21 protein-coding genes are annotated in these 19,968 nt (G+C 59.5%); 12 read left to right on the forward strand and 9 right to left on the reverse strand.

The window, feature by feature from the left end:
• Positions 1-167 precede the first annotated feature (167 nt).
• Entirely contained in the window at positions 168-788 is a 621-nt protein-coding gene (locus AAE029_RS33510; protein WP_371077251.1) for a TetR/AcrR family transcriptional regulator, read from the reverse strand.
• A 116-nt stretch (positions 789-904) separates the two neighbouring features.
• Between AAE029_RS33510 and AAE029_RS33515 the strand changes: the two genes are divergently transcribed.
• Positions 905-1,588 (forward strand): glutathione S-transferase N-terminal domain-containing protein, encoded by a 684-nt coding sequence (locus AAE029_RS33515; RefSeq protein WP_371077252.1) that lies wholly within the window; start codon positions 905-907, stop codon positions 1,586-1,588.
• A 206-nt stretch (positions 1,589-1,794) separates the two neighbouring features.
• Here AAE029_RS33515 and AAE029_RS33520 read toward each other — a convergent pair whose 3' ends face one another.
• Positions 1,795-2,676 carry a branched-chain amino acid aminotransferase gene (locus tag AAE029_RS33520; protein ID WP_371077253.1) on the reverse strand — a complete coding sequence of 294 codons (882 nt, stop codon included), beginning with the start codon at positions 2,674-2,676 and terminating at the stop codon, positions 1,795-1,797.
• 248 nt (positions 2,677-2,924) lie between these two features.
• Between AAE029_RS33520 and AAE029_RS33525 the strand changes: the two genes are divergently transcribed.
• The 4 genes from AAE029_RS33525 (at position 2,925) to zwf (ending at position 7,095) form a co-directional block, all read left to right on the forward strand.
• A complete protein-coding gene (locus tag AAE029_RS33525; protein WP_371077254.1) occupies positions 2,925-3,965 on the forward strand; it encodes a zinc-dependent alcohol dehydrogenase family protein in 1,041 nt (346 codons plus the stop codon).
• Positions 3,966-4,018: 53 nt separating this feature from the next.
• Positions 4,019-4,690 (forward strand): haloacid dehalogenase type II, encoded by a 672-nt coding sequence (locus AAE029_RS33530; RefSeq protein ID WP_371077255.1) that lies wholly within the window; start codon positions 4,019-4,021, stop codon positions 4,688-4,690.
• A gap of 15 nt (positions 4,691-4,705) precedes the next feature.
• Positions 4,706-5,476 (forward strand): trans-aconitate 2-methyltransferase, encoded by a 771-nt coding sequence (gene tam, locus AAE029_RS33535; RefSeq protein ID WP_371077256.1) that lies wholly within the window; start codon positions 4,706-4,708, stop codon positions 5,474-5,476.
• 116 nt (positions 5,477-5,592) lie between these two features.
• Entirely contained in the window at positions 5,593-7,095 is a 1,503-nt protein-coding gene (zwf, locus tag AAE029_RS33540; RefSeq protein ID WP_371077257.1) for a glucose-6-phosphate dehydrogenase, read from the forward strand.
• A gap of 22 nt (positions 7,096-7,117) precedes the next feature.
• On the opposite strand, the gene AAE029_RS33545 is transcribed toward zwf, so the two are convergent.
• Positions 7,118-7,513 carry a hypothetical protein gene (locus AAE029_RS33545; protein ID WP_371077258.1) on the reverse strand — a complete coding sequence of 132 codons (396 nt, stop codon included), beginning with the start codon at positions 7,511-7,513 and terminating at the stop codon, positions 7,118-7,120.
• Positions 7,514-7,731: 218 nt separating this feature from the next.
• Between AAE029_RS33545 and AAE029_RS33550 the strand changes: the two genes are divergently transcribed.
• Both AAE029_RS33550 and AAE029_RS33555 read left to right on the forward strand, forming a co-directional pair.
• Positions 7,732-9,297 carry a helicase HerA-like C-terminal domain-containing protein gene (locus AAE029_RS33550; RefSeq protein ID WP_371077259.1) on the forward strand — a complete coding sequence of 522 codons (1,566 nt, stop codon included), beginning with the start codon at positions 7,732-7,734 and terminating at the stop codon, positions 9,295-9,297.
• A gap of 353 nt (positions 9,298-9,650) precedes the next feature.
• Positions 9,651-11,180, forward strand: coding sequence for an ABC-F family ATP-binding cassette domain-containing protein (locus tag AAE029_RS33555; protein WP_371077260.1), 1,530 nt, complete (start codon positions 9,651-9,653; stop codon positions 11,178-11,180).
• 46 nt (positions 11,181-11,226) lie between these two features.
• Here AAE029_RS33555 and AAE029_RS33560 read toward each other — a convergent pair whose 3' ends face one another.
• From AAE029_RS33560 to AAE029_RS33570, 3 genes are read right to left on the reverse strand one after another with little or no spacing between them, the layout of a single operon-like run.
• Entirely contained in the window at positions 11,227-12,003 is a 777-nt protein-coding gene (locus AAE029_RS33560) for a VOC family protein (RefSeq protein ID WP_371077261.1), read from the reverse strand.
• A gap of 14 nt (positions 12,004-12,017) precedes the next feature.
• The gene (locus tag AAE029_RS33565) at positions 12,018-12,485 is read right to left on the reverse strand and encodes a DUF1579 domain-containing protein (RefSeq protein ID WP_371077262.1); all 468 of its coding nucleotides are present in this window, start codon (positions 12,483-12,485) and stop codon (positions 12,018-12,020) included.
• A gap of 34 nt (positions 12,486-12,519) precedes the next feature.
• Positions 12,520-13,245, reverse strand: coding sequence for a DUF899 domain-containing protein (locus AAE029_RS33570; RefSeq protein WP_371077263.1), 726 nt, complete (start codon positions 13,243-13,245; stop codon positions 12,520-12,522).
• Between the two features lie 70 nt (positions 13,246-13,315).
• Here AAE029_RS33570 and AAE029_RS33575 point away from each other — a divergent pair, with 70 nt between their 5' ends.
• From AAE029_RS33575 to AAE029_RS33585, 3 genes are all read left to right on the forward strand, one after another.
• On the forward strand, positions 13,316-13,762 hold the full coding sequence (locus AAE029_RS33575) for a MarR family winged helix-turn-helix transcriptional regulator (RefSeq protein ID WP_371077264.1): 447 nt from the start codon (positions 13,316-13,318) through the stop codon (positions 13,760-13,762).
• 263 nt (positions 13,763-14,025) lie between these two features.
• Complete coding sequence (locus AAE029_RS33580) at positions 14,026-14,967, forward strand: sensor histidine kinase (protein WP_371077265.1); 942 nt, start codon at positions 14,026-14,028, stop codon at positions 14,965-14,967.
• Complete coding sequence (locus AAE029_RS33585) at positions 14,934-15,371, forward strand: response regulator (RefSeq protein WP_371077266.1); 438 nt, start codon at positions 14,934-14,936, stop codon at positions 15,369-15,371. Before AAE029_RS33580 ends, AAE029_RS33585 begins: the two co-directional genes overlap by 34 nt.
• Before the next feature lie 155 nt (positions 15,372-15,526).
• Here AAE029_RS33585 and AAE029_RS33590 read toward each other — a convergent pair whose 3' ends face one another.
• Positions 15,527-15,949, reverse strand: coding sequence for an organic hydroperoxide resistance protein (locus AAE029_RS33590; protein ID WP_371077267.1), 423 nt, complete (start codon positions 15,947-15,949; stop codon positions 15,527-15,529).
• Between the two features lie 143 nt (positions 15,950-16,092).
• On the opposite strand from AAE029_RS33590, the gene AAE029_RS33595 reads away from it, so the two are divergent.
• Positions 16,093-16,545 (forward strand): MarR family winged helix-turn-helix transcriptional regulator, encoded by a 453-nt coding sequence (locus AAE029_RS33595; protein ID WP_371077268.1) that lies wholly within the window; start codon positions 16,093-16,095, stop codon positions 16,543-16,545.
• 167 nt (positions 16,546-16,712) lie between these two features.
• On the opposite strand, the gene AAE029_RS33600 is transcribed toward AAE029_RS33595, so the two are convergent.
• Together AAE029_RS33600 and AAE029_RS33605 are read right to left on the reverse strand one after the other, a co-directional pair.
• Entirely contained in the window at positions 16,713-17,459 is a 747-nt protein-coding gene (locus AAE029_RS33600; protein ID WP_371077269.1) for a L,D-transpeptidase, read from the reverse strand.
• 150 nt (positions 17,460-17,609) lie between these two features.
• Positions 17,610-18,422, reverse strand: coding sequence for a L,D-transpeptidase (locus tag AAE029_RS33605; RefSeq protein WP_371077270.1), 813 nt, complete (start codon positions 18,420-18,422; stop codon positions 17,610-17,612).
• A gap of 152 nt (positions 18,423-18,574) precedes the next feature.
• On the opposite strand from AAE029_RS33605, the gene AAE029_RS33610 reads away from it, so the two are divergent.
• A complete protein-coding gene (locus AAE029_RS33610) occupies positions 18,575-19,954 on the forward strand; it encodes a methylmalonyl-CoA mutase family protein (RefSeq protein WP_371077271.1) in 1,380 nt (459 codons plus the stop codon).
• Positions 19,955-19,968 lie beyond the last annotated feature (14 nt).

Raw genomic sequence — 19,968 nt, forward strand, 5'->3', positions numbered from 1 at the left:
CCAGACGCAGTCGGACCAGTTCAACGCCGACGTTCTCGCTTTCCTCCAGGCTTGATACGCTCGGACAGGACGCGCTCGCAGCCGTTGATCTCCAAGCGGTGATCTAAGCCTGCCTCGCAGACTCCCATGGACCGTAAGGCCTCTTACGGTCCATCCATTGGCGCGCGCTACGTCGCGGGAGCCTTGCCGCAGATCAGCTCGATGCCCGATCGGGCGATTTCCTCAAGTGTTTCGCGTGTATCGCCGGCGCGCGCCCGGACGGCAAGAGAATGCATGACGGCGGAGGCAAGCCTTGCAAGGATCATTGGGTCGGCACCGGTCGAAAGTTCCCCGCGATCAAGAGCCAGCTCCATGCGTTTTCTGATGGCTTCATCGAAATCGTTCAGGCTGCGTCCCAGCATTTCTCGCACGCGGGAATGCTGGATCGCCTCCGCCGTGGCCGTGCTGATGAGGAAGCAGCCCCGCGCGGATGTTTCTCCGTGCAAATAGACCTCTAACGCCCGCGCATAGACACGCTCCAGATTTTCCCGCAGAGGCAATGCCGGATCGAGGGCGTCCGACAAGACATCAAGGCTCGCCTCGCGATAACTTTCCAGCGCATCCAGATAGAGATCTTCCTTGTCGCCAAATGCCCCGTAAAGACTCGGTCGATTAAGGCCGGTCGCGGCGCTGAGCGTATCGAGCGACGCGGCCGCAAATCCCCTCTCCCAGAAAACTTCACGTGCGCGCTCGATTGCCGCCTTTGCATCAAAGGCTCTCGGCCGGCCACGTTTTTTCTCGTCTTTCATCTTTTGTACCGTTTCGCATTAAATGATTGACTCAAGGAATTTTATGCGAAATAGTACAAATGTACAACACCAAAAGGCGGGCCGCAGAGATCGGCCCAGGAGAGAGGAAATTCATCATGAAACTTTATATGCATCCAGCTGCATGTTCGCTTTCCGCGCACATCGTTTGCAGGGAACTGGGTCTCGATATCGAGCTGATCGAAGTCCAACTGAAAACGCATAAGACGGTCACCGGCGACGACTATCTGGCGATAAACGGCGCGGGCTATGTGCCGGCGCTCATGCTCGACGATGGCAAGGTGCTGACGGAGGGACCGGCGATTGTACAGTTTCTCGCGGAAAGCGCGCCGGAAGGCAGACGCTTGCTGCCGGAAACCGGAACCTTCGCGCGCAGCCAGGTTCAATCCTATCTCAACTTCGTCACCGCGGAACTGCACAAGCCGATGGTAATGCTGCTCAGCCCGGCCTATGCCGGTGCTCACGATGCCGTTCACGCGCTTGTTTCCAAAAGACTGGAATGGTTGAACGGCCGCCTTGCTGGACCCTATCTCACCGGAGACAGCTTCACCGTCGCCGACGCCTATCTCTTTGTCTGCCTGAATTGGTCGCCCTGGATGGGCATCGATCTTCGCCAGTGGCCGGCGCTTGACGCATTCATGGCTGCAGTCAGAGAGAGGCCCCGGGTACGCCAAGCGCTGCAGGCCGAAGAACTCGAGGCCTTCGAGAAGGATGGCACTTTCTTTGCGTCCCGCGCCTATCTGGAGTCGGCGGGGCGTACCGGCGTGCCTGTGCGGCCATAAACGGAGTCTGTCTCTACTCCGAGAGATTCCCCCTCGCCCTAGCCCTCTCCCCGCAAGCGGGGAGCAGGTGCCCGAAGGGCGGATGAGGGGCTTTCACCGCACCCGAATTTTGATCCGCAACCATCGGATTCGCCAGAGTTTTGCCCCTCACCCCTGCCCTATCCCGCGCGCGGGGCGGGGGGAGCGATCGGAGCTCAAAGCTCGTTTCAGACCTCATGGGCGGATCGAGCCCAATCCATGTAAAGCTGCAGCGCCTTGCCGGCGATCGGGCCTTCCGGGAATTCGCGGCTGTCCAGGCGGCTGACGGAGACGACCTTGGAATAGTTGCCCGTGGTGAAGACCTCATCGGCGTTCATGAAATCCTCGACTGAAAGCGTCGCCTCGCGGACGTCGAAACCGGCTTGGCGCAGGAGGCCCTTGACCCGGGCGCGGGTGATGCCCGCAAGGAAAGTACGGTTAGCGACGGGGGTGAGGACGACGCCGTCCTTGACCATGAAGATATTCGAGGATGCGGTTTCGACGACGTTGCCGTTGACATCGCGTACGAGCGCATTGTCGAAGCCGCGGCTCTTCGCCTCGATGATCATCCTGCCGCTATTGGGATAGAGCGAACCGGTCTTGGCGTCGGTCGTCGCGGTTTCCGGCGTCGGACGACGGTAAGGCGACACGGTCAACCTGGAACCGCCGTGGCGGCCCATCGGCGCCTCAAAAAGGCATAGCGCGAAACGAGTGGATTCCGGATCCACTGCGATGACACTGCCGGGTGAGCTGTGCTCACCCCAATACATCGGCTTGACGTAGATCGGGGTCTTGCCGTCGAATTTCCTGACACCTTCCCAGGTGAGAGCCTCGATCTCCTCGGCCGTCTTCAACGGCTTCAGGCCCATGGCAACGGCGGAGCGGTTGACGCGTTCGCAATGGAGATCGAGATCAGGCGCAATACCGTCGAACCACCGGGCGCCGTCGAATACGCTTGAGCCAAGCCACATGGCATGCGAGGTCGGCCCGATCAGCGGCGGATTGCCGGAAAGCCATTCCCCTTCCACATAGGTCCAGGTGGGTGTACGAGGGGATGTATCGACGGCCATGGCGTTCTCCTGAAAATAGCGGCAGACAGTGAAATCCCCGTGGTTCAGGGGGGTCAAGCGGAAATTGTGACAAGACTGACAGACGCAAGAAAATGCCGGCGCGCTCTCGAGACTTGTAATATTCATTCGCCGGAACAATGGTTTGGGTGATGGCTACATCAGAAATTGTGATGGTCTGTCCGCTGGAGCTGCGAAATTGCCCATGCCATTATGACGCGTGAATCATAGAGACCGCCACGAGGTTCCCCATGAAAGCCATGTTCTACGACGCCTTCCAAAAAGCGCCGGAGATCAAAACACTGCCGGATCCGACGCCCAGCGAGGATGGCGTCGTCATCAAGGTCGGTGCGACGGGACTGTGCCGCAGCGACTGGCATGGCTGGATGGGCCATGATCCCGATATCCGCCTGCCGCATGTACCGGGGCATGAGCTCGCCGGCGAGATCGTGGCTGCCGGCAGGGGCGTCGTACGCTTCAAGATCGGCGACCGTGTCACGGTGCCCTTTGTCTCCGGCTGCGGGCACTGCGCAGAGTGCCATTCCGGCAACCAGCAGGTCTGCCCCAACCAGTTCCAGCCGGGCTTTACGCATTGGGGGTCTTTCGCGGAATATGTCGCGATCGACTATGCCGATACCAATCTCGTGCACTTGCCCGAGAGTATTGATGATGCCACGGCCGCAAGCCTCGGCTGCCGCTTTGCCACCTCCTTCCGTGCCGTCGCCGACCAGGCGAAAACGCGTCCCGGCGAATGGATTGCCGTGCACGGTTGCGGCGGCGTCGGTCTGTCGGCAATCATGATCGCCAGCGCGCTCGGCGCGAATGCCATCGCCATCGACATTTCGGAGGAGAAACTGGCCTTTGCCCGCGAGTGCGGCGCTGTCGCCAGCATCAACGCCTCGAATGTCGGCGATGTCGCCGAAGCCGTGCGTGAGATAACCAAAGGCGGGGCCCAGGTCTCGATCGATGCGCTTGGCCATCCCGCCACTTGCTTCAATTCGATCCGCAATCTCCGCCGCCGTGGCCGTCATGTGCAGGTCGGACTGATGCTCGGCGACCATGCGACGCCACAGGTGCCTATGGCGCAAGTGATCGGCCATGAACTCGAAATCTATGGCAGCCACGGCATGCAGGCCTGGCGTTATGACGCCATGCTGGAAATGCTCTCCTCCGGCAAGATCGCGCCGCAGAAGCTGATCGGCCGCCGCATCAGCCTGGAAGAAGCGGTGCCGGCGCTCATGACGCTGGACCGTGCCGAGGGAACGGGGATCAGCGTGATAACGCGCTTCTGAACACGCTTCAGCGCTGTGACGGAGGCCTGTGTCCGTCGTTGTGAGGACGAGGAATGATGAGCGACCATACAGCCTATGTCTTCGATGCCTACGGCACCCTGTTCGACGTCCATGCCGCCGTCCGGCGCTATGCGGACCGCGCCGGGCCGGATGGGCAGCGGCTTTCCGAGATCTGGCGGGCAAAGCAGCTGGAATATACCTGGGTGTGCTCGCTCATGGGCGTCTATGAGGATTTTGAGAAACTCACAGCCGAGGCGCTCGACTATGCCTTCGCCCGTGTTCCGAGCGTCGACCGCAGATTAAGAGGCGATCTCATCGCTGCCTATCGCACGCTCGACTGTTTTCCCGAAGTGCCGCGCGTGCTGAAGTCGCTGAAGGAAAGCGGCCGGCGCGTCGCCATCCTCTCGAATGGGACGCCTGCAATGCTCGAGGCGGCGGTCGAAGGCGCAGCACTCGGCAGCGTTATTGATGATCTGTTTTCGGCGGACGATATCGGCATCTACAAGACTGCCTCTGCGACCTATCGAATGGTCACGGACGCCTATGGGATTGCGCCAGAGACCGTTTCCTTTCAGTCCTCCAATCGCTGGGATGTGGCGGGAGCAGCTAAATTCGGCTTCCGCACCGTCTGGATCAACCGCACCGATGCGCCCGACGAATATGGCGAATTCGGACCGTCCGTCACACTGCCGTCGCTCGACGGGCTTATCAGCTCCTCTTTTTGAGATAGGAGATGAACCATGGCATGGTCCGCCAGCCAATATGTGAAATTCGAAGATGAACGCACGCGTCCGGCACGCGACCTGCTGGCGCAGGTACCACTTGATGGCGTCAGCCATGCCGTTGATCTTGGTTGCGGTCCCGGCAACTCCACGGAACTTATCGTCGAGCGCTTCGGCGCGGCCGGAGTTTCGGGCCTCGACAGCGACATGGACATGCTGGCAGCTGCAAGGAAGCGCTTGCCGGGCACCGCCTTCGTGGAAGCCGATCTCGCCACGTGGCAGCCGGCTGAGCCGGCCGACCTGCTCTTTGCCAATGCCGTGTTCCAGTGGTTGCCGAACCACCTTGACATTTTCGACCGCCTGATGGACGGGCTGAAGCCCGGCGGCGTGCTTGCGGTGCAGATGCCGGACAATCTCGGCGAACCGAGCCATCTGATGATGGAAGAAACAGCCCATAACGGCCCCTGGCGCGACGCCTTCGCAAGCAGGAACGTGCGGCGCGCTCCCCTGCCCTCGCCCTCCGTCTACTACGAGCGGCTCGCGCCGAAATCGGCTCGCCTCGACATCTGGCATATCATTTACAATCATCCGATGGAAAATGCGGCGGCAATCGTCGAATGGGTCAAGGGAACCGGCCTCAGGCCCTACCTCGACAATGCCGGAAACGAGCATCGCGATGCCTTTACCGCGGACTACCTGTCCCGTATCGAGAAGGTCTATCCGCCGATGGTCGATGACCGGGTGCTGTTGCGTTTTCCCCGGATCTTCATCGTGGCAGTAAGAAAATAGGACCTCCGAGAGATATCGCTTCGATATCTTGCAAGCGAGATGTGACTCCGGAACTTGCCGCAAAATCCTCGGAGGCTATATTCAACCCGATTGCGTGAGGATCTAAGAGGACCACCATGGACGCCGCGCCGACACCGCCAGTCACCCTTGTCATTTTTGGCGCCACGGGGGATCTGACACGCCGCCTGCTGGTACCCGCACTCGTCAACCTGATGCGCAGTGGCCTGGTCGGCGACGATCTCGAGATTCTCGGCATCGGCATCGAGCCAGGCGATACGGGAATGCTCCTTGGGCATCTCGACAGCTTCCTGACCGGATTGGGAGCTATTGCTCAGGATGAGGCTTGGCTGAGGCTGCGCCAGCGCATCTCCTACATTTCGGGCGACTTCACCCGGGATGAGATATATGCCGAGATCGAGCGCCACCTTTCGCAAAGGTCGAGCGGCAATGCCGCGTTCTATCTGGCCGTCCCGCCCCGCTTCTTCGGCAGCATTGTCGAAAAGCTCGCGGAGCATAAGCTGACCATCGAAAACGATGCGGTTTTCCGCCGGATTGCAATCGAGAAGCCATTCGGAACAGATCTCGCCTCGGCGCGTGCCCTTAATGCACAGATCCTGTGCCGGGTGTCGGAAAGCCAGGTGTTCCGGCTCGATCACTTCCTGGGCAAGGAAACTGTTCAAAATATTATGACGGCGCGCTTCGCCAACATGATGATCGAGGCGCTGTGGAACAACAACTATATCGACAATATCCAGGTGACGGCCGCGGAAATCGTCGATGTCGGCACCCGCGGCAAGTTCTTCGACGCCACAGGCGCGCTAAGGGACATGGTGCCCAATCATCTCTTCCAGCTTCTGGCGATGATCGCGATGGAGCCGCCGAACAGTTTCGATGCCGAAGCAATTCGCAACGAGAAAAGCAAGCTGCTCCAGGCGTTGCGGGTTTACACGCCGGACGAGGCGGCCGAACATTCCGTGCGCGGGGTTTACACCGCGGGTAAGCTCAACGGCGCTGAAATTCCGGGCTATATGCAAACAAAGGACGTTTCTCCCGACAGCACCACCGAGACTTATGTGGCCCTCAAGCTCTATGCCGATACCTGGCGCTGGGCCGGCGTCCCCTTTTACGTCAGAACCGGCAAGGCTCTGAAAGCGCGGGACACAGAGATCGTCGTGACGTTCCGACAGGTGCCCTTCGCACAGTTCCGCGAAACGGACGTTCCACGCCATCTTCCGCCCAATCGCCTGATTATTCAGGTTCAGCCGGATGAAGGGCTGAGCATGGAGATTTCAATCAAATCGCCTGGATTGTCGGTGGACACGGTCCCGGTTTCGCTCGATTTCCGTTATGGCGACCGGTTCGACATCAGCAAGATGACCGGCTATGAATCTTTGCTCTACGATCTTTTCATCGGCGATCAGACGCTGTTCCAGCGGGCCGACGGCATCGAGGCCGGTTGGGCGGCTGTGCAGCCTTTCCTCGACCTTTGGTCCAAAGGAGGGCAGCCCGACCCTTACGCACCGGGCAGCGCCGGACCGGCGTCCGCTGACAAGCTCATCGAACGCGACGGACGGTGCTGGCACGAACTGGGAACGACCTACAAGTCGGACCCGGCGTGACCCCAGTCGGCGGTGTTACGGCTCAAACGAACTGGCTCAGCCCCGGAACGGAGGCGACGACCTGATCCACCACCTCATCGCCAGCATATTGCCTGGCGACTGCGATCGTTTCCTTGGCGAGTGTCGTAATCTCGCCCATGCCAAGGCCCTCCGCCATGAGCTGCTGACCGAGGCCCATGATGCCACCGCCGCCGAGAGCACTCATCAGACCGCCAAGAAGACCGCCATTACCAGCAGCGCCTTCGCCGTTGAACCGGGCGACCAGATCGGCGGCACCGGGGATTGCCTCGATCATGCGGGCGACCGCGCCGTCATCGGCTTCGCGCTGGAGAAAGCCCAGCATCATCCCCATAGACCTTTCGGCAAGCTCCGAGGAGATCCCGACCTTCTCGGCGATCTGGGAAATGATTTCATTCATGGTCGTCCTCCTGATTGCTGCAATGGCGTCAACCTATTTAAGCTTCAGCCGCAACTCAAGCCGCCTTCATGCACGGCGGCCTTTTTGCTCGCCGCTCCCCATGATGCGGACAGTTGTCCGCATTCCGATCCCTGCTTATAACAGTCATCAATAGTTCAACGAACGAATGCACGTGCGGCAATTGCCGCGGCGGGCGTCCCAACAGGAGAGGACATGGCATGCTCGAAGACAGCAAACTCTTTGTCGGCGCCAGCCGTAATCCGGACGACAGCATCAACAAGCCGGAATTCCTGGAGCTCAAATTCGGCAACCGGCACGGCCTCGTCACTGGCGCCACCGGTACCGGCAAAACGGTCACGCTGCAAATCCTCGCGGAAGGTTTTTCCAAGGCCGGCGTTCCTGTCTTCTGCGCCGATATCAAGGGCGACCTCTCGGGCATTGCCGCCAAGGGCGAAGCCAAGGATTTCCTGCTGACGCGCGCTGAGCAGATCGGTCTTTCACCCTATGAGTTCGAGCAGTTCCCGGTGATCTTTTGGGATCTTTTCGGCGAAAAGGGCCATCGCGTGCGCACCACAGTCGCCGAGATGGGTCCGCTGCTTCTTGCTCGCCTGATGGATGCCTCAGAACCCCAGGAAGGCGTGATCAACATCGCTTTCAAGATCGCCGATCGAGCCGGATTGCCGCTGCTGGACCTCAAGGATTTCACGTCGCTGCTCAATTACATGGCCGAGAATGCTTCCGAGCTCTCCACCCAGTTCGGCCTGATCTCCAAGGCTTCGGTCGGCTCGATTCAGCGTGCCATGCTCGTCCTCGAACAGCAGGGTGCCGAGCATTTCTTCGGCGAGCCGGCGTTGAAGATTTCGGACATCATGCGCACCAGCAATAATGGCTACGGCCAGATCTCGGTGCTCGCCGCCGACAAGCTGATGATGAACCCGCGGCTCTATGCGACCTTCCTGCTCTGGCTGCTTTCGGAACTCTTCGAGGAACTGCCGGAAGTCGGCGACCCGGACAAGCCGAAGCTCGTCTTCTTCTTCGACGAGGCGCATCTGCTCTTCAACGATGCACCGAAGGTCTTGATCGAACGAGTGGAACAGGTAGTGCGCCTTATCCGCTCGAAGGGCGTCGGCGTCTATTTTGTAACGCAGAACCCGCTCGATGTGCCGGAAACCGTGCTTGCGCAGCTCGGCAATCGCGTCCAGCATGCGCTTCGCGCTTATACGCCGCGCGAACAGAAGGCGGTGAAGACGGCGGCGGATACCTTCCGTCCAAACCCTGCCTTCGATTGCGCCAGCACCATTACCAATCTCGGGACCGGCGAGGCGCTGGTCTCGACGTTGGAGGGCAAGGGTGCACCTTCCATAGTCGAGCGCACGCTGATCCGCCCGCCCTCAGGTCGTGTCGGCCCGATCACGGATGCCGAACGGCAGCAGATCATGGACAGGAGCCCTGTGCTTGGCGTCTACGACGAGGACCTCGACCGCGAATCGGCTTTCGAAATATTGGCCGCCCGCGCCAGGAAGGTTGCGGATGCCGAGGCTGCCAAACGCGCACAGGAAGAGGCGCAGCAGCAATCGACGGAAAGCAGCACGTCCGGCTGGACGCTGCCGGGCTTCGGCGACAGCAATGACGATCGACCGGCCGCACGGGGACAATCCCGCGGACGTTCCGGCTATCAGCGTGAGACGGTCGTGGAGGCCTCGATGAAGAGCGTCGCGCGGACTGTAGCTACCCAGGTCGGGCGCGCGCTGGTGCGCGGTATCCTGGGAAGCTTGAAGCGATAAACTGCAATACCTGAACCCGATCCGGGATGAGGCAATGTACAACCGAGGTGTTGCCTCTTTCTGCGCGTAATGTTATCGCTGGATTGCAATCGATCGAGAAAGGAGGGCTGCGCGTGAATACCTATTTCCGGCACCATCGCCAGCGTGGCCCCGTCAACGCCCTGCAAATGCGTTTGCAGGGCTGACCAGAGACCGTTTCTCGAAAATCTCCTCCTGGTCTGCCCTTCGTGGCATCGCAGTACAAGCCTATGGCTTGAGAAACTGCGCTCATTCAACTGCCAAGCTGACGCGCGCATCCGATGAAGGCTGGACGCCCTCGATGCGGCGATCGCTCGGAAGACCAGAGAACGATCATGACCCTCATCAATATTCGCAATCTCGGCGTTACGCTGAATGCTCCGCTCTTTTCCAAACTCAATCTCGTCATTAATGCCGGCGACCGTATCGGGCTGGTAGCCGCAAATGGACGCGGAAAATCCACGCTGCTTGCCTGCATCGCAGGCATGCTGGAGGCCACGGAAGGCGAGATCACGAAATCCCGTGGCCTGACGGTCGGCTATGTCCAGCAGAATGTTCCGCCTGCCCTTTTTCCCGCCTCACTTCATCACGCTGTGCTCGAAGCGCTGCCCGCCGAGCAGCGAGCAAGCGAGGGCTGGCGTGCCGATGTCGTGCTGGAATCGCTTGAAGTGCCGGACACGATGCGCGAGCAGCCACTTTCGCAATTGAGCGGCGGCTGGCAACGGCTGGCCATGCTTGCCCGTGTCTGGGTGACCGAGCCGGACGTGCTGTTGCTCGACGAGCCGACCAACCATCTCGATCTCGCCAAGATCGCGCAGCTCGAAATGTGGCTGAATGCGCTGCCGCGCGAAGTGCCGGTGATTGTTTCCAGCCACGACCGCGCTTTCCTCAATGCCACGACCAACCGGACGCTGTTTCTTCGCCCGGAGCAGTCCCAGATATTTTCCCTGCCCTATGCGCGGGCGCGGGCGGCGCTGGACGAGATGGACGCTTCCGACGAGCGGCGCTACCAGCGCGACATGAGGTCCGCCCAGCAGCTCCGGCAACAGGCGGCGAAGCTCAACAATATCGGCATCAACTCCGGTAGCGATCTGCTGGTGGTGAAAACGAAACAGTTGAAGCAGCGGGCCGAAAAGCTGGAGGATGCGGCAAAGCCGGCGCATCTGGAGCGATCGGCGGGCAAAATCAAACTTACCAGTCGCGGCACACATGCCAAGGTGCTGGTCACGCTTGAAGACGCGTGCGTGGAAACGCCGGACGGCACGCTTCTGTTCAAGACCGGCAAACGCTTCATTTGCCAGGGTGACCGTATCGTCCTGCTCGGGCGGAACGGCGCCGGGAAATCGCGCCTCATGAACATGCTCAGACAAGCGATCGACGCACCGGACAAGGCGCCGGAAGCGATCAAGGTTACTCCGTCGCTGGTGCTTGGATATGGCGATCAGGCGCTTGGCGAATTTGCTGACGATGAGACACCGCTCGGCACCATCATCCGCAGGTTCGACGTCGGTGATCAGCGCGCCCGCGCGCTGCTTGCGGGCGCAGGACTGAGTATCGAGATGCAGGGCAAGGCCATCGGCCTGCTGTCTGGCGGACAGAAGGCGCGACTGGCGATGCTGGTGCTGCGGCTCACCAATCCGAATTTCTACCTGCTCGACGAACCGACCAACCATCTGGATATCGAAGGACAGGAAGCGCTGGAAAGTGAATTGCTGCACCAGCAGGCGAGCTGCCTGTTGGTCTCGCACGACCGCAGCTTCGTCAGAACCGTCGGCAATCGTTTCTGGCTGATTGAAAACCGGCGGTTGACTGAACTCGAAGGGCCTGAAGGCTTCTTCTCATCCGTCACCGGAACACAAGGCTGACGCTGGCGGGACGCCCCTTCCCTTCAGCGGGAAGGGGCAATTCGGCCTACCGCTTTGACGCTACCAGGGCGAACATGGCACCCTGCGGATCGAGCCCTTGGATAATCCAGCTTCCGCCAGGCACTTCCATCGGACCGTTGAGGACCTGTCCCCCACCCGCCTTGACGCGGTCGACGGCTGCGTCGATGGCCGGCACGACAAAATAATAGGTCCAGGCCGGAGCGGGCATCTGAGCCGGTTTGGTCATCATGCCGCCGATCTGGCGACCCTCATGGGCGAATACCTGGTAGACACCCATCTCGCCCATGTCCATGGCCTCGTCCTTCTGCCAGCCGAAGAGCTTTGAGTAGAAGGAGAAGGCGGCCGCGCCGTCGGCGGCATAAAGTTCATGCCAGCCGACATGGCCTGGGCTCATGGGATCAACGGGCGGCGGGGGCGCCTCGGTCATGGCGCTCTTGAAGATCGCGAATATCGCTCCCTGTGAATCGGCGACGACCGAAAAGCGACCAACGCCCGGAATATCATCCGCCGGCCGATGCACCACGCCGCCGGCCGAGACAAGTTCGGCAGCCGTCGTATCGACATCGTCGACATGGATATAGCCGATCCAGCCCGGCCGAGCGGACATCTTTTTCGCCTCTTCCGGAATGGTCATGAGGCCGCCAACGGGCCGGTCATCGGCGGTGAACATGATGTATTTCATGTCCGTCATTCCGGCATCCTGCGTGCCCCAGCCGACAACGTCGCGATAGAAAGCTTCCGCGGCCGTCATATCAGTCGTCATCAGTTCGTACCAGACGAATTTTCCATGCGTATCCGACATGCGAATCTCCTGTTCTATTTGCGGCGATACTTCGCCTTCATGAACTCTTTCCAGCTGCCATCCGCAGTCCGGATGCTCGAGGTGAAAGTACGATTATCATCGTCCAGAAGCGTGATGGCTTCCCGATAGGTCGCCGTCTCCCCTTCCTTCTCGAAATCGGGTCCGGTTGTGTCGAGATTGAGCACCTTGCCGGTCTCGTCGACGAAACCTTCGTAGACCCACATGTGGTTCATCATGCTACCGATCCAAGTGCCGACATATTTGTCTTTCGCCGGATCGTAACCGAGTGTCATGACCGTCGAGGCGGCACCGCCGCCCGGCATCTCGCCGTGGCCCTCGGCAACGAACCAGATTCCATGCAGGGACCGAACTGTTTCCGTCCATCCGCTCGACTGGTGCTCAGGATTTTCTGCCTCCACATCCCAAACACCGACAAGCTTCTGCAGGAATTCCTGTTCCTTGCCGGCTACAGCATATTGCATCGTTTCTCCTCCGCTTAGCTGACTTTAACCAAGTTCAATGACGGCTGGATTGCGATTGCGCAGCATCCTCGTATTCGTCATGGCGACGTACAAAATCCATGGTGCTGTCTTCATTGCGACCCTTCGGGGCGCGGTCGAGGATCATCAGCGTGCCGATCAGTTCCTCCGGACCTCTGGCATAGCTGGAATAGGTGTGGAAAACATCACCCTTCCCGTCCTGATAAAAAGCGCTCAGGCCGGGAAGCTCGTCATTGCCTTCTGACGCCTCGATAGCGGTGAAGTTATAGAGGATCCGGTCCTTGGCAAGGTCGTCGGCGCTAAAAGAGACGTGATAGTCGTAGTTGAAATCACTGCCGTGGGAAGAGACCCAGGGGAACCGCCAACCCATGCGCTTCTTGTACGACTCGATCTTGGCCAGAGGCGCGCGGGAGACGGCAACCAGGGTGACATCGTGGTGATTGAGATGGGGCAGCGTGCCGTCGATGTGGTCCGCCAGGAAAGAGCAACCAGAGCAGCCGGCCTTCCACTCAGGGCCAAACATGAAATGATAGACGATCAATTGGCTGCGGCCATCGAAGAGATCCGCCAGCTTTTTCTTTCCCCGCGGCGTATCGAAGACGTAGTCTTTGTCGACTTTTACCCAAGGTAATGCCAGCCGCTCGGCATTTATCCGATCACGCAGATGCGTCGCTTCCTTTTCCTTCAAGAGCAAGGCGCGACGAGCTTCAATCCATTCTTTACGGGACACGATCCGATTCATTTCACGCCCTCCTCCGGCGCTGTCTTCTCCTTTTTCTTGACAATTATATTGATATCAATATTAATTAATCATGTCAAACATGATGGAAATACCCTTTTCGACGACATTGCTGGTGCGCGACACCTGCCTCTGCCTGCATGTTCAACGCGCAGCGCGGGCGCTTGCCCGGCTTTTCGATGAGTCATTGCGGCCGGTGGGTCTGACCAATGGGCAGTTTTCGCTGATGATGTCGCTGAATCGTCCGGAACCGCCAGCGATGGGTCCCGTCGCCGCCCTCCTTGCCATGGATCAGACGACGCTGACCGCGGCGCTCAAACCTTTGGTGCGTAAAGGATGGGTGACGGTTACTCCCAATCCCAGGGACAAGCGGGAGCGCCTCCTTAGCCTTACTGGTGCGGGGAAAACAGTCTTGGCCTCGGCATTGCCGATCTGGGAAAGAACGCATGCTCTCCTCGAAGGAAAGCTGCCTGATGGCAACGCCAATCGGCTGCGGCGGGACCTGCAGGCGCTCGCCTGACATCCCCCGCGCTCCTCCCGATACTCTGCTTGCACCGAAATGGCACAACCGGCCGGGCGGCGGACGGCGGGTGTCTCGCTTTTTCAGTAAAATTCTCCACGTTAAAGTTAACAAAAGATAAACGATTTCATCGATTGCTCACGCAATAGGCAGGGATTTAAGTTGCCGCTCGACGCTGCGTGTTCGCGGCTGCGAGAGAGACGGGCGAGCTCCTCTTGACGAGAACATTCGGCGTCACAGATACGAGCCAGAGGAATCTCCACGTGACGACCGAGCTGTTCGAAGAACTCGCCGATAACGCACCAGTCATGATCTGGCGCTCGCGCCTCGATAAGCTGTGCGACTTCTTCAACAAGCCGTGGCTCGACTTCCGGGGCAGAACGCAGGAAGAAGAATTCGGGATGGGTTGGGCCGAAGGTGTCCATCCGGACGACTTCGATCGATGCCTCAGCACCTATACGGCCGCATTCGATGCAAATAAGGAATTTTCAATGGAATACAGGCTCCGTCGGCACGACGGGACCTATCGCTGGATTCTCGACAACGGCAAGCCGTTCTACCGCGATGGACAGTTCGCCGGATATTTCGGTTCCTGCCTCGACATTACCGAGCACAAGGAGGCGGAAGAGGCACACAATCGCCTGATCGCCGAACTCAATCACCGTGTGAAGAATACGCTTTCCACGGTGCAGTCCCTTGTTTCACTGACCCTTCGCGGCAGCGCAACGATCGAAGAGGCGAAGGAGCACCTCACCAGCCGAATAATGGCAATTGCACAGGCTCATGAAGCAATCTCCGCATATGCATGGCGGGATGTTCCTCTGAAAGCTCTCGTCAATCGCATCGCGGATGTCCACAAGACTTTCCGGCCCAGGATTGAAATAAGCGGCAATGATGCCATGATTTCCGCCGCTTCGGCGCAATCCCTGGCCATGGCGTTGAATGAACTCTTTCTCAACGCCATCGAACACGGAGCTCTCGCCGCGCAGGGGCAGGTCCATATTTCATGGCGCGGATCCGGCCAATGGCTCGAGCTGCGCTGGAATGAAAATGGAGGTCCCCCGGTCGCAGCGAATGCCAGGAGCGGTCTCGGCTGGCGGCTCATCAAGACAATGCTGCCCAGCGATATCGGCGGCGACGCGAGCTTTGAACAGCGGCCCGAGGGCCTGACATGCCTGATCAAATTTCCACTACCCGCCACATGAGCCCGGCCCGCCGGGTTCTAATCGTTGAAGACGAAATGCTCGTCGCGATGCTGCTCGAGGATATGCTGACGGACCTCGGCCATGCTGTCGTCGGCATAGCAACCCGGGTCGAATCTGCCCTTTCACTTATCATCACTACCGCGCCGGATCTTGCCATCCTCGATGTCAATCTCGCCGGCGAGAAATCCTTTCCTGTCGCAGAAGCCCTGGAAAAGAAAGGGATTCCTTTCGTTTTTGCGACTGGCTATGGGCAGCAAGGGCTTGAAGGCAATCACGTCTCGCGCACCGTCCTGACAAAGCCGTTTCACAGCCGCGACCTCGAGCGGGCACTGATTGTTGCCATTCAGCCCCCGTCGATTCCGGCATCCCACCTGTCTCAGCCGACAGAAGAGAAACGCAGGTAGAGTAGTTCAGCTTTTCTCGGAAGAGCAGAACCGAGTTAGCCCTTTTGTTTTACCCAATTCTTGACGGAAAATGCATTTGCGCTTTCTTGGAATTGCTGCCTGCCACGTGAAAAGAGAGTCACGCGACAGGCTTTGGACAATTGCTCTTAAATCCGTCAGGCGACCGTTACCGGCACTTCTGTCGAGGTGCGCATAGCGTGGCTATAAGGGCAGACGATATGAGCGGCGGCGGCAAGTTTCTCAGCCTCTGCCTTGTCCATGCCCGGAATATGGACGGAAAGTGCCACATCGATGCCGAAGCCGCCGCCATCCGCGCGAGGGCCGATGCCGACTGTCGCCGTGACCTTGGCATCTTCGGGAATCTTGACCTTCTGCTGTCCGGCGACGAATTTCAGAGCACCCAGGAAGCAGGCGGAATAGCCGGCAGCGAAGAGTTGTTCGGGGTTTGTGCCAGTGGCTCCATCGCCTCCGAGTTCCTTCGGAACGGTCAAGGTGACATCGAGAACGCCATTTTCAGAAACGGCGCGGCCTGCACGGCCGCCGGTGGCGGAAGCTTTGGTGGTGTAGAGAATAGCCATGTCGTGATCCCTTTCTAGGTTGGCCACTTTATATATCGCACAATTTAATTGTGTACAATAGAATTTCGTAATTTGCAATGGGAACCTGAAGCTGTGAAAATGGCTTCTCAGAGAAATGACAAATTCGCGATGGCAGGAAGCGCATGAAACCGAACATACCGGAAGAGGAAAAGCGACTGGAACGCCAGCTTTGCTTCGCGGTCTATTCGACCGCCCATGCTTTCACCCGCGCCTATAAGCCGATCCTCGAGCGCGTCGGGCTCACCTATCCGCAATACCTGGTGATGCTTGTGCTCTGGGAGAGAAACGAACTGCCGGTGAAGACGATCGGCGAACAACTCGACCTCGATTCCGGCACGCTGTCGCCGCTGCTGAAACGGCTGGAGCAGAACGGCCTGATCAAACGGTCGCGAGATGCCCGTGATGAACGGCAAGTGATCGTGTCCTTGACGCCAAAGGGCCGAGCGATGAAGGACGAAACCGATACCATCATGGCGGCAATCGGCCAAGCCGCTGGCTGCAGTCTCGAGGAAGTCGCGGCCCTGCGTGACAAGCTGAAGGAACTGCGGTCAAATCTGACCTCCGCAGTTTCATAGCGCCCGTCATTTGGTCACTCGGAATCGCTGATCTTCAGCACCCTTCCGGTTGAGACTACTCAATCAAAACCGCGCCGCTTAGCCGGGAACCACAGAACGAGGGGGCGACTTGCGGAGCCCCTTCATCCGCAGTTACCTGCGCATTGTCTTAGCGCGGGGAGAGCGAACTATTGGTATACGACGATTCGCGCCTTTGTAGGCACGCGATTGTAGAGGTCGATGATATCCTGGTTCATTAGCCGGACGCAGCCGGATGATACCGCCTTGCCGATCGACTGCCATTCGGGGGAACCGTGCAGGCGGTAGAGCGTGTCCTGCCCGTTCTGGAAGATATAGAGAGCGCGGGCGCCGAGCGGGTTTTTCAGGCCAGGCTCCATGCCGCCTCGCTCGATTGAATATTTGGCAAGCTCGGGCTGACGCGCCACCATCTCGTTCGGCGGCTTCCAGCGGGGCCATCTCTGACGCCACTGAATGACGCCCTCACCCTGCCAGGCGAAGCCTTCGCGACCGACGCCAATGCCATAGCGCATCGCGCTTCCGCCTGGCTCTACGAGATAGAGAAAGCGGGAAGGCGTGTCGACGACCACTGTTCCCGGCGGTTCGCCGGTGGGGTCAATCACCCGTTGGCGGTAGTAGCGCGGATCGATCTGTTCATAGGGAACAGCAGGAATGAGAAAACCATTGTCTTCGATCGGTCCGTACGTTGCAGCCGCGTCGACCGCTCCGACGTCGGGACCATTGCCAAGCGCGCCACTGCCGAACATGCCGCCGAAGCTGGGGGGGCGATATTCAATGATCTGGCCACCGAACCGCTGCGACGTACCCGAGGAAGCACAGGATGCAAGCACCGAGACCGTGCCGAGCCCGGCAAATGTAAGAAAACTACGACGAGACAGAGGATCGGACGAACTCATGATCTACAGCATCATTCCTTTTTGACAGTAGAGGCGCCTGCGACGAGCAATCGCCCCATAGGAATCGTAACCTAGAGCGCGGCGACCAGCGCGGCTATCACGCATCTGCAACATCACGCAAATTTGTCGGCGATTTGTCGCCCGTTGGCACTACAGAACGACGATCTGTGCTTTTGGCGGCACACGATTGTAAAGGTCGACAACATCCTGGTTCAGCATACGCACACAACCGGATGATACCGCCTTGCCGATCGACTGCCAGTCCGGCGTGCCGTGTATGCGGTAGAGCGTGTCCTTGCCGTCCTGAAAGATATAGAGCGCACGTGCGCCGAGAGGATTGTTGAGCCCGGGATTCATGCCGCCGTTTTCGGCGGAGAAGGGCTTTATCGCCGGGTCGCGCGAGACCATCTCCGCCGGCGGCGTCCAGCGCGGCCATTTCTGCTTCCACTGGATCACGCCGCGACCGGACCAGGCGAAGCCTTCGCGCCCAAGCCCGACGCCATAACGCATGGCCCTGCCGTTCGGCTCGACGAGATAGAGATAGCGGTCCTTGGTATCGACGACGATGGTGCCCGGACGTTCCGTGGTCGGGTAGTCGACCTCCTGACGGAGAAAGCGCCTTTCAATGCGCCCATAGGGAATGGCGGGCAGCACAAAGCCATCATCCGGCAACTGCCCATACATCGCTCCGTTGACCGGGTTCGAGACCGGTAGGCCATAAGTCTGATTGAACTGGGTCTGATAGAGATCACGAACCTGCGGAACAGGCTGCACCGGCGCCGGGCGCACCTTCAGCGGATCGACGCCGGGCGGTTGATAGAAGACGGGTGAGATTTCCTGGACGAAACGCGGAGGAGAATCGGCTTCGACATCGGGGACGATGCTGCAACCGCCGAGCGCCGAGGCTGAAAGCAGGCCCCCGGCAAGCAGCAGGCGACTGGAGAGATTGACATATTCGGCCATCAGTGAACCCGTTCGATGCTGTGATCCTTTCCGCATGATGGCGATTGCGGCTGGCGCGAGGCTGGCGTCCGGACATCTTTTGCGGCGCGACCGACCAAAGTTTTGTTTTCCCCGAGGCACGGGGAGGGTAAGAAGATACCGAGAGGAGTGCGATGATGGATGCAAGCGTTCTGAAGGCGGTCGCCTTTCCGACGGCGGATCGCGACCTTTGGCTGAAACTGGTGGAAAAGGCCCTGAAGGGCGCCGATATCGAGCAGACGCTGACGTCCCGCACGGATGACGGGCTGAAAGTGGAACCACTTTACCCCCGTCGGGCAAATGCTGCCCCCATTCCCCGACGCGCGCCGGAAAAGCCCTGGGCCGTGACCCAGCGAATGGATGATCCCGACCAGCAGCGCGCCGAGAGTCAGATGGCAGATGATCTTGCCAATGGAGCGAACGGAATCAGCCTTGTTTTCCGAGACAGCCCCTCCGCCTTCGGCCTTGGAATGGAAACCATCCGGGAAGACGTTTTTTCTGCACTAGTTGGCGCGGGTGCGGAGAAAAGCTTTTCGATCCGCCTCGAAGGTGGAGCTCAGGGCGGCCAGGCAGCGAAAATACTGGCCGAAGCCTTGGAGGCGAACGGGGCCGCCTGTCCTCACTTTGGCATCGATCCCCTTGGGACACGCGCCTATGGGGCAACCGCAGCGGATCTCACCACGCTTGCCCACACCTTCAAGGATCTTCTTCCATCGCGTCTCGAAGGCACGATCTTGAATGCCGACGGCCGGCCGGTACACAATGCCGGCGGAACGGAAGCGCAGGAACTGGCCTTCATGGCTGCGGCCCTGGCTGAATATCTTCGCCTTCTGGATCAGGCGAATGTGTCTTGCGATGCGGTCCTGGCTGCCACGGGTCTTTGCCTGGCAGCCGATCAGGACCAATTTCTGACGATGGCAAAGGCGCGTGCCGCCCGCCTGATCTTTGCACGAATGGCTGAAGCCTGCGGCATAGATGCGGCGATCAAGGCCCATCTCTTCATGGAGACGAGCCACCGCATGCTGACGCGGCTCGATCCGGAAACGAATCTGCTGCGCAACACGATCGCCGTCTTCGCGGCCGGGACTGGCGGCGCCGACGAGATTTCGGTGCTGCCGCATACGCTTGTCCACGGCATTCCCGATGCCGCTGCCCGGCGGCTTGCCCGCAACACGCAGACCATCCTTATAGCTGAAAGTCATCTCGATCACGTTGCCGACCCTGCCGCAGGTGCCGGCGGGATCGAAACGCTGACAGATGATCTGGCGGAAAAGGCGTGGGAGATCTTCACCGATATCGAGCGTGCCGGTGGTCTGGCGAAGGCGATCAGCGACGGGCGCATACGGTCGATGGTGGCCGAAGCACGTCGAAACCGTCCGGACAGACCGATTGTTGGCACAGCGCTGTTTCCGATGAAGGCAGAACGCCCGGTTGCAGTACTCGGGGAGCTTAGACCGATTGCCGATCACGTGTGTCTAAGGCCGATACGGTTGGCTGAGGAGAATCGGGGATGACGGCTGCCAAGCGG

The organism is Sinorhizobium sp. CB7 (assembly GCF_041357635.1).
Taxonomy (GTDB): Bacteria; Pseudomonadota; Alphaproteobacteria; order Rhizobiales; family Rhizobiaceae; genus Rhizobium.

Bases quoted from the DNA above. Each gene is read 5' to 3' on its own strand.
- AAE029_RS33560 (WP_371077261.1), bottom strand. From the start codon at position 12,003: ATGTCGGATACGCATGGAAAATTCGTCTGGTACGAACTGATGACGACT.
- AAE029_RS33610 (WP_371077271.1), top strand. From the start codon at position 18,575: ATGATGGATGCAAGCGTTCTGAAGGCGGTCGCCTTTCCGACGGCGGAT.
- AAE029_RS33570 (WP_371077263.1), bottom strand. From the start codon at position 13,245: ATGAATCGGATCGTGTCCCGTAAAGAATGGATTGAAGCTCGTCGCGCC.
- AAE029_RS33550 (WP_371077259.1), top strand. From the start codon at position 7,732: ATGCTCGAAGACAGCAAACTCTTTGTCGGCGCCAGCCGTAATCCGGAC.
- AAE029_RS33510 (WP_371077251.1), bottom strand. From the start codon at position 788: ATGAAAGACGAGAAAAAACGTGGCCGGCCGAGAGCCTTTGATGCAAAG.
- tam (WP_371077256.1), top strand. From the start codon at position 4,706: ATGGCATGGTCCGCCAGCCAATATGTGAAATTCGAAGATGAACGCACG.
- AAE029_RS33565 (WP_371077262.1), bottom strand. From the start codon at position 12,485: ATGCAATATGCTGTAGCCGGCAAGGAACAGGAATTCCTGCAGAAGCTT.
- AAE029_RS33590 (WP_371077267.1), bottom strand. From the start codon at position 15,949: ATGGCTATTCTCTACACCACCAAAGCTTCCGCCACCGGCGGCCGTGCA.
- AAE029_RS33595 (WP_371077268.1), top strand. From the start codon at position 16,093: ATGAAACCGAACATACCGGAAGAGGAAAAGCGACTGGAACGCCAGCTT.
- AAE029_RS33600 (WP_371077269.1), bottom strand. From the start codon at position 17,459: ATGAGTTCGTCCGATCCTCTGTCTCGTCGTAGTTTTCTTACATTTGCC.
- AAE029_RS33530 (WP_371077255.1), top strand. From the start codon at position 4,019: ATGATGAGCGACCATACAGCCTATGTCTTCGATGCCTACGGCACCCTG.
- AAE029_RS33585 (WP_371077266.1), top strand. From the start codon at position 14,934: ATGCCTGATCAAATTTCCACTACCCGCCACATGAGCCCGGCCCGCCGG.
- zwf (WP_371077257.1), top strand. From the start codon at position 5,593: ATGGACGCCGCGCCGACACCGCCAGTCACCCTTGTCATTTTTGGCGCC.
- AAE029_RS33605 (WP_371077270.1), bottom strand. From the start codon at position 18,422: ATGGCCGAATATGTCAATCTCTCCAGTCGCCTGCTGCTTGCCGGGGGC.
- AAE029_RS33555 (WP_371077260.1), top strand. From the start codon at position 9,651: ATGACCCTCATCAATATTCGCAATCTCGGCGTTACGCTGAATGCTCCG.
- AAE029_RS33545 (WP_371077258.1), bottom strand. From the start codon at position 7,513: ATGAATGAAATCATTTCCCAGATCGCCGAGAAGGTCGGGATCTCCTCG.
- AAE029_RS33520 (WP_371077253.1), bottom strand. From the start codon at position 2,676: ATGGCCGTCGATACATCCCCTCGTACACCCACCTGGACCTATGTGGAA.
- AAE029_RS33575 (WP_371077264.1), top strand. From the start codon at position 13,316: ATGTCAAACATGATGGAAATACCCTTTTCGACGACATTGCTGGTGCGC.
- AAE029_RS33515 (WP_371077252.1), top strand. From the start codon at position 905: ATGAAACTTTATATGCATCCAGCTGCATGTTCGCTTTCCGCGCACATC.
- AAE029_RS33525 (WP_371077254.1), top strand. From the start codon at position 2,925: ATGAAAGCCATGTTCTACGACGCCTTCCAAAAAGCGCCGGAGATCAAA.